10 protein-coding genes are annotated in these 15,893 nt (G+C 52.5%); all 10 read right to left on the reverse strand.

The features are described from left to right. Nucleotides 1-27 precede the first annotated feature (27 nt). Entirely contained in the window at nt 28-2,940 is a 2,913-nt protein-coding gene (locus tag B0B13_RS12290) for a baseplate wedge protein (protein WP_139337413.1), read from the reverse strand. Nucleotides 2,941-2,979: 39 nt separating this feature from the next. Further along, the gene (locus tag B0B13_RS12295) at nt 2,980-7,836 is read right to left on the reverse strand and encodes a baseplate J/gp47 family protein (RefSeq protein ID WP_076796676.1); all 4,857 of its coding nucleotides are present in this window, start codon (nt 7,834-7,836) and stop codon (nt 2,980-2,982) included. Nucleotides 7,837-7,981: 145 nt separating this feature from the next. Next, nucleotides 7,982-8,422 carry a GPW/gp25 family protein gene (locus B0B13_RS12300; protein ID WP_076796677.1) on the reverse strand — a complete coding sequence of 147 codons (441 nt, stop codon included), beginning with the start codon at nt 8,420-8,422 and terminating at the stop codon, nt 7,982-7,984. A 20-nt stretch (nt 8,423-8,442) separates the two neighbouring features. Next, entirely contained in the window at nt 8,443-10,203 is a 1,761-nt protein-coding gene (locus tag B0B13_RS12305) for a phage baseplate assembly protein V (RefSeq protein WP_076796679.1), read from the reverse strand. After that, entirely contained in the window at nt 10,203-10,964 is a 762-nt protein-coding gene (locus B0B13_RS12310; protein ID WP_076796681.1) for a CIS tube protein, read from the reverse strand. Before B0B13_RS12310 ends, B0B13_RS12305 begins: the two co-directional genes overlap by 1 nt. Then, nucleotides 10,961-11,173, reverse strand: coding sequence for a DUF5908 family protein (locus tag B0B13_RS19815; RefSeq protein ID WP_353615411.1), 213 nt, complete (start codon nt 11,171-11,173; stop codon nt 10,961-10,963). The genes B0B13_RS12310 and B0B13_RS19815 overlap by 4 nt, the downstream gene beginning before the upstream one ends. Continuing rightward, on the reverse strand, nt 11,170-11,712 hold the full coding sequence (locus tag B0B13_RS12315; RefSeq protein ID WP_083703736.1) for a phage tail protein: 543 nt from the start codon (nt 11,710-11,712) through the stop codon (nt 11,170-11,172). Before B0B13_RS12315 ends, B0B13_RS19815 begins: the two co-directional genes overlap by 4 nt. After that, nucleotides 11,709-13,082, reverse strand: coding sequence for a phage tail sheath family protein (locus B0B13_RS12320; protein WP_076796684.1), 1,374 nt, complete (start codon nt 13,080-13,082; stop codon nt 11,709-11,711). The genes B0B13_RS12315 and B0B13_RS12320 overlap by 4 nt, the downstream gene beginning before the upstream one ends. A 78-nt stretch (nt 13,083-13,160) precedes the next feature. Beyond that, nucleotides 13,161-14,576 (reverse strand): phage tail sheath family protein, encoded by a 1,416-nt coding sequence (locus tag B0B13_RS12325; RefSeq protein WP_076796686.1) that lies wholly within the window; start codon nt 14,574-14,576, stop codon nt 13,161-13,163. Nucleotides 14,577-14,644: 68 nt separating this feature from the next. Then, a complete protein-coding gene (locus B0B13_RS12330) occupies nt 14,645-15,859 on the reverse strand; it encodes a phage tail sheath family protein (RefSeq protein ID WP_076796689.1) in 1,215 nt (404 codons plus the stop codon). Nucleotides 15,860-15,893 lie beyond the last annotated feature (34 nt).

The following is a 15,893-nucleotide window of genomic DNA, read 5'->3' on the forward strand; positions in this document are numbered from 1 at the left end:
GCCTCGCGTTCAAATATCGCATGGTGATTAGTACGGTTTATCTGTTAAGATATACATCACTTCATTTTCCTTAACGGCCTCTTCGTTTTGATAAGTCCCATCAGGATTAAGCTTTACATCTCCATCTGTTTTATACAGAGAGACCGTGCCAATGCCAGCCGGTTGATCTGGCAAGCGACTCAGTGACAGGAGCTCGAGCAGTTGATATGCCTCATCGCCGAACGGACAACCGCTATTTTGCCAACCATTGTACGCATGTCCAAAGGAACGGAATGCGCTACGGTTCAACCAGTGGACAGTCGATTGGATATGACATGGAATTTCATCTCGTACAACCTGCTCAACCCACTCGATAACATCGCTGGGTTTAGAAGACGGAGAGAACCAATCGCTCTCGCGATTCAACACGACGCCGATGCTAAATGAAAACTGGTCTGCCAGGGGTAACGAACGCTCGATGTAGCAGCGCCGAAGTGTTTTGCCGTCTGCGTTGGTTCCTGGCCACTGGGCGCCAGTGTCACATTTCGCTACAAAGGTGCCCTGCGATATGTTCACCTGTTCAACCACCACGTTGATCGGATCACCCGGAATGTTTCGATTAGGTGGAATATCAATCTTATCCCCGATCTGGATCGCTGTCGCGCTGGAGGCAATTTGGCAGCGCTTCCGCTGATTATCGAGTAAGCCAGATTGATCAGCAGCATAGACGAGTGGATAGTCGACGCCCCACATCCATTCGCTCAATGTCTCGCAAGACAGCTGCCACGCTTTATTGTGTACACCATCCACAATGTATTCAGCATCGACATACAGCTGGTTATTGTGCTGCAGATCGAACGATAGCGTAATAGACTTTTCTTCTTCCTTTACATTCGAAACAACCGCCCAAGGATAAGCACTAACATCAGGCGGTGGAGAACCGCCTGTCACAGTCATTTTAAAGAGTTGTCCGATTTCGGGAACGTCTGCTCCCTTTCCAAAGCTCAGAGCTAGTGCTTCTTTTTCCGTTTCCTGTTTATCTAAAAATTCAATGACTGCCTTAGTCGCAGGCCCGAACTGAATGGATTTTCTGGGTTGCGGCGGTAACAATAGCCAATATTCAATCAGGTAAAACGGTAGATTGTTCAGCTTGCCGCCACGAGGCAGGGCAAAGAGTTCTGCGCCAATGCCCAGCCGAGCGGCAATTCGCTTCTGAAGATCGGAGATCTGACCGATTTGGACATTGGCACGGTTGTAGGTCAGCGTACAAAAATTTTCGAGGTAGCCTTGCTGAACCTGAATAAATTCATGAAGCCGCGCCTCATCACGCAACACGCCTAGACCTTCCCCAAAATACCCCAGTAGATAGCCGATAATCGCCAGTTCTTTGGCCCAATCCTCCGAGCGCTCGACCATACAATCGGTTAGGTCCTTTTTCCAGTGATCGAACAAGTCATTCAAGTGAGAATCCGGCAAATAGGGCCACTGAAATCCCCATACGTTCCCTGGCGCAGCTTGCTTCAAGGTGTACCGGTCGAATGCCAATAATTTGGCAACATTGGCCGTTTGCGCTATGCCGTTCGCAATCCACTGCTCGAACGGAAAAAAGAATTGGTATTGGCGCTGCAGACGTTTTGTTTCTTCGTCCTCTTGATACTTAATATCATCCTGCAAGCCGTAGCACGGCGGAATGCGATTGCTCGCTGGTGCGTAGGTATCGCCACGCCAGCGGCCAATCGGCACGCCCGTAGGCGTGTCCGTGACGATGGAGGGTTGCGCCTCTTGGATCGCTTGTTTGAGAGCGTCTGGATCAATAGTTTGTAGTTTGCCTCGCTTAAATAAGCGGACTTTAGGTGAATCACCGGTTAACGAAGCAATCGGATCGTCCCCCCAGGCGACCGGATAGCATGCCGGGCCGATCACCGTTGTCCAGGACGGTATATCGCCGATTTGCAGCTTCATCAGCCTATCGACCCCGGCAAGCGCCAGTAGTGATTGAGCAAGTCCACTAATATCGACGGCACGGGACTGCGTGTAGTCAACGGGGTCAGGTATTGAGGTAATCCAGCCGTTCTGTAATCGCGGACCATCGTAGACTGCCTCCACCGGGATGCCTTGCTCGACGAGCTGCTGCGCCCCCGCTCGCCTCGTCGGTGAACTGATGCAAGCATCCACCTGCTGATAAAGAGCGGCCATTGTCTTGACCGGATCCTGCCACTCATCGTCGAGTTCGATATCGATTTGCACGTCCACGTTTTGGGGATTGAGCCAGATGACCCTGCGCACCTGCTCACACAGATTACGATTGTTTCGCAGACACCTTTGCAAGGCCTCCTTCGCTTTTTCTTCATCGATATCGCGCTGCTTCGCCACATACAAGTGGTATCCGCCTAACAAACAGAATTGATTGGGTTCAAGCTGCGGGTGACCGGAAAGCAGACCGAAATCGAACCAGAAACGACGATTGTCTTCATCGTACCGATAGCTATATATCTGTTCGAGATCGAAGGGCTCCCGTACCAGCTGCGCATCCATAAAGTAAAAACCCTGCGATAGGGTTGCAGCCTGCATTGTCTCATCTGAGCGCAGATCCAGAACCGCGCGCCGATAGTCGCCTTCCGTGACCGGTGAGCAGGTTAGCACCCAATCTGGGCCAAACGTCAATGGAAAAATTCGCTTCCGATTTTTTTCTTCACGCCGTTTAACATCCTCAGGACTGAGCGTCAGCAAATCTTTTAGCGGATGCGTGTGCCGATAAGCTAGATCGGCCACGTTATAGGTGAGCGCCTGTAAAAACGTTACACCTGGATCGTGCTCGCCAAACTCGGTCCATTGTTGGCCAGCGAGCGTACGCAACGTATCCAGCGCCGTGGCCCACAGGCTATCAAAGTGAATCGCGTCGTACTCCTGTTCAGCGTCATCCATGCGATAAGCCCCAGTCGATAAAAGTGTCTGTTCCATGGCGCGTAGACGGTGTGTACCGTCGAATCAACAGCGGACTCATATTGACTCTGCTGCCCGGTGAAACAATAGGATTGAGTTTTGTCCGCCGCCCATCGCAAGTATTAAGCCATTGCCACTTAAGCTCACACTTGTGCCGAACTCTGTTTCCGCCTCAAGCGTTTGCAACAAGGTGGGGTCCGGACCATTCACACCGATCCAAATTTCAACCTGCTTGCCATCAGCAGCGCCGGCGGCCAGAACATAGCCGGTGTCACTCAGACTCACACTAGTCACCGGCTGAGCCAATGAGATGCCCTTACCGGCACGTTGCCAGATGCCGTTTTGTAGCTGATCAATAGTAATATCCGTTTGATACGCGCATGTGATCACCTGCGCGTTCCGACTGAGAGTGGACGCGGTACTTGAAGCACTTTTCAGTTGGACAAACTTATTAGGATGATGAACCACGTCCGGGTACACATAAACGCCCGTACCGTCCTTGCAGCTTGCGACTAAGGAAAGTGTTCCGCCGCCATTGAGGTCAATCTGGCGATCTTTCCAATCGGGCAGCGTTATCGGGTCCTTCCATACTTTCTGATACGTATTGTTATTGAGTGTCCAGAAACGAAGATATCCTCCTTTTTGAGCCACAGCGATAAACTGCCCGTTGTCCTCAACGCTGATATCCGTCACAGCGCCTTCTTTTGCGTCCACCTTGAAGCTTGGGCCGATGCCAAACGGCTGGTTATTGAGCTGATCAAACTGCACGACGGTACCGCGAAGATAGGCAATACCAGGACAGGCATGCGGCCCAGCCAACTCAAATATGGTCGCTTGTCCGGCTTCTAGTTCAATGTGGCGCCATTGGCTGTCTGGTCCATAAACGGCAATGGCTGGCGTGTCAGGCTCCTTAGTCACATCGACCGCCAGATACTGGCCGTCATGGCTAACGCGTACGCGATTGCCAACAAGGGTATAGCCTGCCGGGAGCTTTACCTGCTGCGGTTGTCCAAAAAGCGTTGACGTGCGTTCGCCAAACGTGAGCACCAACGCTTCTAGACCGTTTGCCGAAACGGTTCGCGCTTGTCCATCGAGCAATAGGCTCTTCACGCGCATCACGATCGGCAAGCGTTCAATAAAAGCAAGCATCGCATAGTAGTCGAGCGTTGCACCCGTATAAACTTCACCCGGGCTGGAGCCATTGGCCCACGGCATATACTGAGCGCTGAGCGCCTGGGCCACCAGCCGATAGCCCTGGTCAGGATTCGTGCTCGCAGTAAAGTCGATCGTATAAGCGAGCGGGACATCACGATAAGCTGGGTTGCCGATTTCAAGGTTAAGCCATAGCGTCGCTTTGTCGAGAATGAATTGTTTCATCTGCTTCAGCCGTGACGCATTGAATGCAGGACGCAACCGGTCACCGCTATCGGATTGATCAGGCTCTGGAATGACGACCAGACGCTGAATTAAAGGATGAGCGTTCGGATCATCTTTGTTTTGCACTCGGGGGGCGGCCTCTCGTACGTCATGAATTTCCGTATAACGCTCCGTGAGCAATTGCCGGATATCACCCCATGTCAATGCACGGCCGCGGTGATGCAGGCACTGGGCAATTCGTTGATAAAATCTTCCTGTCTCTTCCACGGGTTGGCCACCCTCGGAAGGCCAGGGTTGTGTGATAGTTTGCAGGCCCTCGATGGGCTCGACACTGCGCGTGACCGTATCAGCAGGCAGGGGCGTGGTCAGATGATCTGCGGCAATATGCTCAACATTGACAAGCGTAGCCGTCATGCAATTGATATTCAGGCCCAACAGCCACGGAAAATCGGAAGGCCGCACCGCATCGTCACTGACCGCAAAGTCATCCTGCTCCTCATCGTGCTCGTGCTGGGCAGGCAGCTTGAACTGTGCGCGTACCCAATAGCGCCCTGCGGGCATGGCCGGGTCTTCTTGACTCGCATCATGCGGCAACGTTGTCCGCCATAAGCCGGACATTGACAATTTTTCTGTTTTATCATGTACCTGCATGTCCAGCGCTTGCCAGCAGCTCTTCTTATCCTTGTCCTGGGAAAGATAGTCCCAAGACAACAGCACATCGGGGTTGGCTGCTCGCACTTTCCAGTACAGCGTCAAATCTTGTCCCGGCTGTATCCCCGTAAAGCCCAGCATTAATTGACGCGCTGGCTGCCCCAACTCGCGGGCCATTGGCGCATCGTCCAAACAATGGCCAAATGGCGTAAGCTGGTATTGGGTGTCGAGTGCAGCCGTCGATAGTTTGTACGACACGGACAACGATGACCACTGCGGCGTATACGGGGGATGAATCCGGATAATCGTAGGCGTATTCTTGTAGAGCGGTGTGTTCAGAGAACTTTGATAAACGGCATGCTCAAAGTCTTGGTCCGTCAGTTTGAAACGAAGGTACTGGTCCCACTGGCGCGGATCGGGATCTAGGCTGATATCGGCGTTCAGCGCATCAATCGCGTTAAAGGCTAACGAAGCGCCAATCGGTGGCGAATCGTTCCCCGGCGATTTGTCTTCAAATAGCGGGAGCTTCTCGTTATCTGATAAATTGCCAGCTATCGCCGTTTGACGGCTTGCCACAGTCATTTCGACAGTGAAAACTTGATTGTTTTCAGGTATGCAACCATTATAAATGGCATAGCCAAAATTCTCATCCTGGCCATCAACGCTGTCCCATTTATACCAACGCTGGAAACTCTGCGCGGGCAACCCCACCCAACTTGGGTCCAGCCTGATGGCCAGCTTACAATCCGGCTTGTTGCACCAGTCCGGCGACATCAAATAAAAGCTGCTGTTGTCCAATTCTGGGGAATCACCAAATGGCTTGTTTTCGTTATCTATTCCCGCCACACCGCTATCGGTCGCCATGATCACGTGGGGAGAATTGTGTACGGTTACGTTGATCTGCGTAACACCTGGAACCTCAGCCGATGAATGCGTCATCTTGAGCAACGGCACAAGATCATGGAAGTCATCCAACCCAGCGGGCGCCGCTACTGCGCCCTGACTGGCCTGTAATACAAATGAAGCCTTTTTATCATCATCGATTTTCTCGGTCTTCTGCAGGGAAATCCAAATTTGGTTTTCCCCACTCACCCATGCACTCAGGTCCTCTCTTGCCCCGATAGAGGCATCAAATGTCACTTCGATCACACGCTGCCCGCCCGCAACGGCTAGCACCGACGAAGCAATGGCGCAACCCGACGGGAGCGGATGCCGGGTGAGCTGCTTTGTTGTCGATAACTCGTACGACACCGATAACGATGTCCACCGCGGTGTATAGGGGGGATGGAGTTCAATAATCGTAGGCGTATTCTTATATTGCGGCGCGACAAGTGAATTCTGATACGCAGCATGCCCAAAGTCCTGACCCGTCAATTCGAAACGAAGATACTGTGTCCAGTCGTGCGGATCGGTACTTTCAATGATGGGAGCAGTGAGTGTCTCAATCTCGTTAAAGGCTAGCAAGGCGCCTATCGGCGGCGGAGCGTCTCCCGACCATTGATTGTCGTATAACGGGACCGTTTCACCGTCTGATTGACCATTTGCCACCGTCATTTTGACCGTGAACGCCTGATTATTCGCGGGTACGCCACCGCCATAAATGGCGTAACCAGACTCTCCACCCTGGCCGCCCACGCTGTCCCATTGGTACCAATCGTGGAAATTCTGCGTGGGTAATCCCGTCCACGCCGGATTCAGTGTGATGGTCAGCATACAATCCGGCTTGTTGCACCAATCAGGCGACATCAAATACAAGCTACTGCCCAATGCGGGAAATTCACCGAATGGCGTGCTCTTTTTACCTATTTCTGCCACACTGTCATCGGTCGCCATCATCACCTGGGTGGAGTTACGCACCGTGACGTTAATCTGCTTAACACGTGGAATATCAGTCAATGGACACGTTATCTTGAGCAACGGCACGGAATCGTTAAAACCATCCAACCCCGCGGGCACCGCTATGGCGCCTTGATCGGCCTGTAATACAAACACCGCCTTCCAGCCATCAGGCGGCATACCGATGATGGGGAGACTCTTTAGGGGGACCCAACCTTTCTCCCCGCTCATCCATGCACTGAGGTTCTGGTCTTCTTTTACCAGGCCGCCGTCACCCTCAAACGTCACCTCGATCTCGCGCTCCCCTTGCGCAACAGCCAGCACCGGCGAAGCCACCACGCGCCCGGACACCACGGTCTGGTCCCTTTGAGGATCGTAACTAAATAGCCGCACCCCTTCGTTTGGCCACACCGTGGCAGACTGACCAAGCGTATCAAGCACCACCCGCTTCATGGCAGGATGCTGGATTTGAGGGTTATCGTTATGGTTTTTCGACTGATACCAGCACACGTCCGTGAGCATCGCCTGATTCACCCACACATCCTCATCAAGCCGATATTCCAATGGTGTCCCTGCACTATCCTGACCCGCACTGAACCGTTCACCGGCCGGCAACATCAAGGTTGGCTGGCTTGGCGTGAATGACAGCATCACCTGATCCGGCACGGCAGGGCGTTCCCGCACACCAAGCTCGTCCCGATAATAAAGCGCGCGATGCCGAGCCGGTATTGTGTTAAACAGGTCTCGCGGCACGTTGAGCGCGGCTAAAAATGCGATCAGAAAGGCTTGTTGGGGAGGCAGCAAGCCATTGGGCTGAGCTACCGACTCAAGTAGTGCCGCGACGGGGTCGACTGAATCACCGGCTTCATCGGACGGGAAAAAAAACTTTTTCCACGACTCATCGTCTTTATTAAATTTGCCTGGCTTGGCAAACGGGTCATCAAATGGCAGCAAAGCTACATAGTCTCGCCAAGCCTTTAAGTGCCATGCCAAATCACGTTGATCCAGTATGAACGACTCTTGAGGCGATAATGTCTTCTTCGCTGCCATAATAGGTTTTTTTACGCTGATCGTGAGAAAACGTTCTATTTACCCGGCTTGGACTTCCTTCCCTAAGCACTGCTCTCATTGGCTCGCCGCGTGGTACGCATGCTCTGCTGTATCACACTGGCTCAAGGGCGCCTTATCCGGCTATTCATCGTGCAAGCCATCCTCCCTGCGGACTGCCAATATTCAGCTTGCCACCGACATGCTGCACCGTATTGTTCAGAGGAATCCGGTAAGCAATATCGATATTGAGCGTCCACGGCGAATTGCTGTCCGGCCTGAAATCAATTGAGACCAGCGTGCCCCGGGGCTCGTAGGTTTGAACCGCGTCACTGATCATCTGGCGAATTGCGGTGCGCAACCCATCGCTGATGTTCTCAAACACAAAGGTCTGCAAATCACACCCATAGCCTGCACGCATCACCCGTTCGTACGGCTGCGTACTAAACAGTACCTGCAGACTCTCTCTGATATTGTCCGCATCGCGTGACATCGTCACTTGCGCTGCTTTTGGCTTGTCGGAGACACATTCGAACTGCACTGGAAACTTCCAGCCGCATCCAAGTTGATTCTGGGGTCCGTTCGCCATCCTGTCCTCCATTCATACGATTAACCCAAGTTGACCTGGCCGCCTTTGAGGTCAGCTTTGGCTGAGCCCTGCAGCGAAAGCGTTTGCGATTTGGCGCTTAGGGAGGTCCCTCCCATCTTCATTTCGGATTGACCATTTTTGAGGGTGAGACCTTCTTTGGCTTCTACCGTGATTTTTTTCGCATCAAGCGCAAATGCTTCTTCGCCATGCAAGCGCAGGCTTGCCTTAGACAGCACCAGTGCTGTCTTCTGCGCTTCCAATGTAAGCGTGCCACCGTCCTTGACGTCAAAAAGCCACTGGAACTGCGCCTTGCCGTCTTTCGCCAAAACCAAGCCCTTTTGCTCGTTTTTCTCGCTCGGCTCGAACGGTGCCTTGTTTTTCGGGTTATGCACGGCGCTGACGATCACTGGAAAGCGCGGATCGTCACTCAGAAACGCCAGCATCACCTCGTCATCGGCTTCCGGATACAAGCATAAGCCGCTGCCTTTGCTGGCATAGGCCATGCCGGGCCGCACCCAGATCGGCGGCTCCTGTCCTGGCGTGCCTCCCAGGCCCGGCACACGCACCGCCATACACCCCCAACCAGTCGGGTCCTTTTCGCGACCAGGCTTCACAACCACACCGGGTGCCATACCTTGGACCCTTGGCATCAAGGGCGCATCGATTTCAGGTACTTGAAGGCCGATCACGGCGTTAGGCCGGCCTGTCGTCAAGATCGTCTTACCTTGGCCAGCACCGAGCCATTGGTGCCGCACTTCGGCAATCAGCCCCTTGCCATCGAAAGTGCCATAGCCCGACAACTCTAGGGTTTGCCCAGGTGCCAGTTTAGCCGTTGCTTCACTCCAATCCACTGTGAACTCCGCCTGGGTACCGGCCAGTTGGCAACCTAGTAAGCGGGCATCCGCGAAAGATTGCGCTTCCGTCTCGCTAAGCGGCAAGCCTGAGTTCAGTGTCCAGTGCATCGCATCGGACGCAGCATAGGTGAGCGGCTTGAACACGCCCGATCCGACTGCCGGAGATTTCGCCTTCACAGACCGGCTTTTCTGCTGCGCGACATCCCAGTAATTTACGCTCAATTGGCTCGGTAGTCTTCGGCTATCACGCCGGTACTTCATATCACGCAACTCGATCCCAGCATTCTGCTTCGCCGCTTTCAAGACGAGGCCTTGGGGCGCTTGCCCAATATCCGGTTTGAGAATCGACACCGATTGTTCTGGAGCACCGATCAACCAGACCGGATACGCGCTAATCCGGCTCATCAACCAGGCCCAGTCCGAGCAAGACCATTGGATCAGCTGTGCGTGAGAAACCGTCATGCCATCCATTTTTTTCACCTTGATGCCGTGCTCCTTGAACAACTTTTGCAGAGCCTGAGCATCGGTGAGTTTTTCGCCTTTTTGGGTCAACACCTGACTGCGGTGGCTATTGGCCATTTTCTGCAGCTCATGGACCACCTCGAGCTGGCACGTTAGTTGCCGTTGCACATAGCTTGGATTCAATGGCCTGGCGACCATTCCATCAAAAATCGGAATGCGCGTGCCTGTTTCATCCGTATAACTGATTTTGACGGGATGAGCTGGCTGCCATGCTTTATCTATTTGATTTAACGATGCCCAGATGTTAGCTGGGTCTTCTATATCCACCCGGCACGTTAACCGGGCCATTGGAATCCGGTTGGCTGCATACTGAACTTCCGCTTCAATCACCGTTAAACCGAGCTTGGACAACGGCTGGCCTTGCACCTGGATGTCAAATTTTTTACTCGCAAAGGGAAGCGTCATCACGTCTCCCTAGAGCCAGGCACACGCAAAAATTGGCCAGGTGTCAAGGCATCCAGGCTATCCAGATCATTTTCACGGGCGTACGAGAGATAATCGCTCGCTGTCGTTTGGCTCGGCACAGGCCACGCCCCCTCGGCAATATGAGCCAGTGCGGCACCATCTGGAACGGGCCCGCCCTCGTACAACATACTGGCTTGCCGCGTACTACCACCGCTACCGCCTTGGCCGCCTCCCTGCGACACGTTACCGCCGCTGCCCCCCTTGCCTCCCATATCTAGCTCCAACTCTTCAAGAAAGTTGACTGAGAGGTTGGCACGTTGAGGCGCGCCACTGCGGTCAAAGAGCGAACATGTCACCGTCATGTTCGTCATCCAACCGGTAAACTTCATTTGCCCCGCCCAACCAAAATGGCCCCATTCAACCTTAACAATGTTGGGCGTACGCACCGCACCGTTGATCCTAAAAAACGTGATGTACAGACTAGACAACTGTTCATCGACGCTTGTTTTGCTGTCTGGCAAACTGCTGTCTAGAATCAACTCCACCGCCAGCGTACTAGGTGTCACCGCGCCGAATTCGACGCGGGTATTAGAGCTGTCGGCCAGCGACTTTTCCCGAAAATCCGCACCATACCCAATCGTCAATGATTCGGGGTTATACAAAACTTCGAAGGGCCCGGCTAAATTTTTGAGCGCTCCCCCCTTGTCCAGCGAATAGGGCGTCATTTTCAATTTCTGCAGCGACTGATCGCTTCCGCTCATACGCTACCTCCGTGGACATCACTGCGCCATTCATCACGCAACCGTTCAATAACCTGCCGCACAATCGCATCTACCCAACGCGCCTCACCCTGTGCTGCTTCCCGAGGGGGTATGGACGACGCAGCTGTATCCAGGGCAGTCGCCGGCACACTCCGTGTCCCTGGCGTACCGATGCGCGCCTCGATGATTAATTCATGAATTTCAATCATGCCACCAATCCCATCCACTGCACATCCCGGCAAGCAAGTTCCATTGTATTAAGCAAGACGGTGTTGCTAGTGGCATCAAGTTCACCCCATTGCAGCTTTACGGGCAACGCATCCATGCAGATCCAACTGCATAGCGGCAACGACGATGAATCAAGCAACAAGATAACCACCACCAGGTACCGACTTTTGAATTGACGCATCGTGTCGATGAACATTGTTGTCAACGGTGATAATGTCGTGACCCCGCGCTCCAAAACAATGTTTTCCTGTGTGAGTTCCTTCGGTAAGTGAATCTGGTTAATAGGATCACCACCTTGATGAAACTTTTGTGTTTGGATCGTCCGGCCCAGTCCACTAATGCGTTGAAAACGAAAATCAACGACCGTTGGCAATACATTGAGCGCTTGCAGATTACCCGTGAATCCCCAATTTTTCTTAGCAAAGATTTGGACTAGAAACCGGTGGCTATGCGCGTAAAAATCACCGGTGATCGGCGCCTTAGCTATCGCCTCGGCGGTTGATAAAATTGCACTGCTCATGATGTCGCTTTCTCCGTCGATTCCGTTAGCACAGCATCGCTGCCCGTTTGAAACAACACGCGCAGCTCGATAAATTCCGCCGGATATTGCATCGCAAGCTTCGCGATCAGAATTAACCGGCCCGATCGAATATCTTCTGTCGTCATGCTCTCGCCAAGTCCTAACAAGACCTGGAACGCATCACCTTCCTGTGCCCCAACCAGTCCTCCCGCGAGCCATAGATCGCGTAACCAAGCACGCGCTAAGCTTTTGAGCGTCGTCCACGTAATCGCGGTATTCGGTTCGAACATCGTATAACGGCCAATGTTCGTTAAAGTGGTCTCGATATAGGTCAGCGTGCGCCGTACCTGAATGTAGCGCCACCGATCCGGCAACGGTGGGGCAACCAACGTGCGGCAGCCCCATACACGCACTCCGCGCCCAACGAAGCTTCGAATCAGATTAATGCTGATTTTATTTTCATCGAATAACGGCGGCTTAGAAAGCAATACATCGCGCCAGCTCCGATAGTTAGGCCGGGTCACTTGGGTTAATTCGACATTGGCCGGGGCCTTCCAAATACCACGATCGCGGTCAGTTTTACCGATTGCCGCAATCACAGCGCCTGAAGGTGGAACGACGATTTGGCGTCGAATACGCTGACGGCCGTCATCATAATCAGCGTAATAGTTCGTTTGCAGACGCGGCCAATACACGGCACCGCGCGCGCGCAGTGCTTCATCCATTAGCCCCAGGCTATCCAGACACTGGCGCACAAGCTTCGGATTATCCGGCGCATCGAGCACTACAAAAACCTGCCGATGGGATTCGGTTGTTTCTAATAACTTCTTCCACACCGACGTCCAAAGCCCCGCATCTTCCTGCGGTACCTGCTGATCGCTCAACTGATCGCTGCCGTTTGCCTGATAGTACTGGGGCGCTGATAGCATCACCATATCGGGCACCGCCAGCAGCGTTGCATCTAGCGCCTGCTCAAGAAAATCATTCCAGTCAGTTCTGGTGATGCAATCGGCTATGTCTTGCCGTGCGTAATAGTCGTCCCCTTCTGGAAAATTTGCATAGCTTCCCAATGAAACACCATAGCATGCACTACCACCGTTATCGAAATAATGTCTCACGGTGTAATAGAAAGCGGCTTCCTGCGTCAACGGAACCAGCGGATTAGATGACGGAAAACCACCAAAAACCTGCGTAAAATCTTCGAACGTATTCAGCAGGACGGGGGATTTTGGACACTTTAATTCTGGATCCTGTGATTCCGGGTCTTTTTCCGTATAGCCAGCAAACAATGGCACCGTCGTATCGGCCGGTGTCGTCGTACGGGCTTCCTCTTGAAAATTAAAACTGACACCAGGTTGCTCATGACGCACTGTTCGAACTCCAAGATTCGTCAATCTCAACGCATCTCAATGCCTCCAACCGGCACTCGGTGTGCCAAACTCAAGCGATCACTCGTCTTGTTGTTTCTGTGAGAACTGCAAGATAATAAATTCGGCCGGGCGCACCGCAGCCATTCCAACCTTAACAATCAACTTGCCCGCGCGAATATCGGCATCGGTCATCGTCACATTCTTGCCCACCTGCACGAAATACGCCTCTTCCGGTTTTGTGCCCTGCAAGCCGCCCTTACGCCATATCGCATACAGGTAAGTATTAATAGCCGCACTAACTTTTTCCCATGTCGGCTGACTGTTTGGCTCGAACACGACTTGCCTCATCGCGGCCTTGATATCCCGTTCAGCCGCATTAAATAATCGCCGCACTGGGATATACCGCCAACGCCTATCAGGATTTTCGTCGGTACCGTTCTGCGTCCGGGCTCCCCAGACTACATAAGCTTGTTGATTCGTGAAATATCGGATTGCATTGATGCCTACTGGATTCAGTTTCTCCTGAAGCTCATCGGTAACCGTCACGGGCTGAGGTGCGTCCTGGAGTACTTGCTGGGGTGTTGGGCAAGGCCACACCGTCCCTTTTACCGACGACAAAGTCACATTTGCCGGGGCCTTCCATACTCCACGCAATGCATCGGTACGCGCATAGACTCCCGCCATGACTCCACTTGCACGCAGAGGAATGGCTGACAACGACCTAATCTTTCCAATCAGTTCATCTTTATCCCTCTGTTCCGCATCATTTTTTGGCTTATAATCAATCAGCAATTTAAGTGTTGACGGCAAGGGTGTACCGGAAGATGAAAAACTTTTAAAACTTCCACTTAATGTAATCTTATTATCATCAGGTATTGTCATCTGGTAGTTCATCTGCAATGCCGGATAGTAAATCGCAACCTGCTCCTTATTACCGAAATCTACATCCTTTATATTATCAAAATCGCTGTCCGTCAACACAAAATAGCCGAGGTTTTTCTGCGGATCGATTAAACTTTTAAAGGCTTTTTTAACTTCCGGCTCCGATGATTGATTTCCACAATAGCACAGTAGCGAAATGTCAGGGTAGGCCAGAATTGCACTTTCAATATCTTCTTGTTTTGTTGTCGCCTGTATTGACAAAATATAGCACGGCCCGCCACCATTTTCGAAATACGCTTGTACCGATACGGCGCTGGCGGAGTCGGGTACAACTTTACACGTACCTTTAATGGTATCGTTAGTCACTGTGAGCTTGGCTTCCTTTAAATCAAGCGTGCTAACAAACTGCTTAGCAAATTCAGCCCAGTTATTCACTCTGATGCAGGCTACAGGGTCTGTAGTCACTAGTATTGGATCATCCGTTTGGTTCGCCCCGGGCTTAAAAAACTGCCCAACAAACACTGGGATGGCCGTTGCACCAGACAGCACACTCAGCGACAACGAATGATCTTCTTCAATATACACGCCAGGAACTTTATAGGGTCCGCCCATCACTATCCTCACTATTTCTACATTTCTTAATTTTTAGTACGTCCTATCCGCTCGACCACCCATCCGCATTACGCGGTGTCCATGTCCTGAGTGAAGCGCAAAATAATAAACTCCGCAGGAAACACAGGCGCCATGCCAACTTGGACAATCATTTTGCCTTCATCGATGTCGTCCTGCGTCATCGTCACCCCCAGCCCTAACCGCACAAAGTACGCCTCCTCCGGCTTCGTACCCATGAGCCCGCCCGCCTTCCAGATACCATGCAGATACGCATCGATTGCCGCCCGCACCTTCTCCCACGTCGGCTGGTTATTCGGTTCGAACACCGCAAACGCCATCGCCCGTTTGATATCTTTTTCCGCCGCACCGAACAGCCGCCGCACCGGCACGTATCGCCAACGCTCCTTTTCGCTGTCGCCTGCCAGCGTGCGTGCACCCCACACCAATGGCACGCCTGCCTGAAAGCAGCGAATGATGTTCAGGGGTTTGGGATACTGATTGTAGATTCCCTGGACTGCATCGGATACGACAAACTTAGGCACGACCTTGCCTTGTAACTGAACATTGGCTGGCGCCTTCCACACGCCGCGGTCACGGTCAACAGAACAGTATGCGCCGGCAACCGCCGCGCTCACCGGGATATCCAGTGTTACTGTCACCTTCGTACCCTTATCCTCCTTGACGTACGTTGCCCACTCTGCCCTCAAAGGAGGATAGTACGCAGCCGCATATGACGTATTAGGATATGTGTCCATGTCCTTAGCGTCTCCTTTAAGCGCCTCTAAGGGGCCATCCAGAATTGCAAAGCGCGATTTGCCTTCTGCACATAAACCTGTACCTGACGTAAAAACCGCTTCCGCCAACTTGGGTACTCCCGCTTGAACAATTAACGTCACGTCATCCAGCTCGGGTACGGTCTTAATTAAAGTATCAGCAGGATCACCTTTTCCGTTCGTCGGACACACATAGCAATAGCCACCACCATTGTCGAAATAGGTTTTTAACGCAATATAAAGCGGGCAATCAAGCAGACGCTTTTTAGGAGGTTTTTCTGTCTCAGCCTTTGCCACGGTCTGAACACCGGGTAAATTCATGAACGCCATCCACGAATCGATACGGGCCGGCGTCGAGATTAGGTCTTTATTAACAGCCTTATCTTTATCTTTATTAGTCGAACCGTCAGGGTCATACGCAATCACCGGCACCGCGGTCGCCCCGCTGGTAATCGCCAAGGACAGACCTTTATCTTCTTCGACATAGACGCCCGGCCAATCGTAAGCCATGTTCTCACCTCAATCAGGATAGACACTGGCGGCA

It is taken from the genome of Burkholderia sp. b14, from assembly GCF_900156195.1.
Taxonomy (GTDB): domain Bacteria; phylum Pseudomonadota; class Gammaproteobacteria; order Burkholderiales; family Burkholderiaceae; genus Mycetohabitans.

Bases quoted from the DNA above. Each gene is read 5' to 3' on its own strand.
- B0B13_RS19815 (WP_353615411.1), bottom strand. From the start codon at position 11,173: ATGATTGAAATTCATGAATTAATCATCGAGGCGCGCATCGGTACGCCA.
- B0B13_RS12295 (WP_076796676.1), bottom strand. From the start codon at position 7,836: ATGGCAGCGAAGAAGACATTATCGCCTCAAGAGTCGTTCATACTGGAT.
- B0B13_RS12310 (WP_076796681.1), bottom strand. From the start codon at position 10,964: ATGAGCGGAAGCGATCAGTCGCTGCAGAAATTGAAAATGACGCCCTAT.
- B0B13_RS12330 (WP_076796689.1), bottom strand. From the start codon at position 15,859: ATGGCTTACGATTGGCCGGGCGTCTATGTCGAAGAAGATAAAGGTCTG.
- B0B13_RS12305 (WP_076796679.1), bottom strand. From the start codon at position 10,203: ATGACGCTTCCCTTTGCGAGTAAAAAATTTGACATCCAGGTGCAAGGC.
- B0B13_RS12325 (WP_076796686.1), bottom strand. From the start codon at position 14,576: ATGGGCGGACCCTATAAAGTTCCTGGCGTGTATATTGAAGAAGATCAT.
- B0B13_RS12290 (WP_139337413.1), bottom strand. From the start codon at position 2,940: ATGGAACAGACACTTTTATCGACTGGGGCTTATCGCATGGATGACGCT.
- B0B13_RS12300 (WP_076796677.1), bottom strand. From the start codon at position 8,422: ATGGCGAACGGACCCCAGAATCAACTTGGATGCGGCTGGAAGTTTCCA.
- B0B13_RS12315 (WP_083703736.1), bottom strand. From the start codon at position 11,712: ATGAGCAGTGCAATTTTATCAACCGCCGAGGCGATAGCTAAGGCGCCG.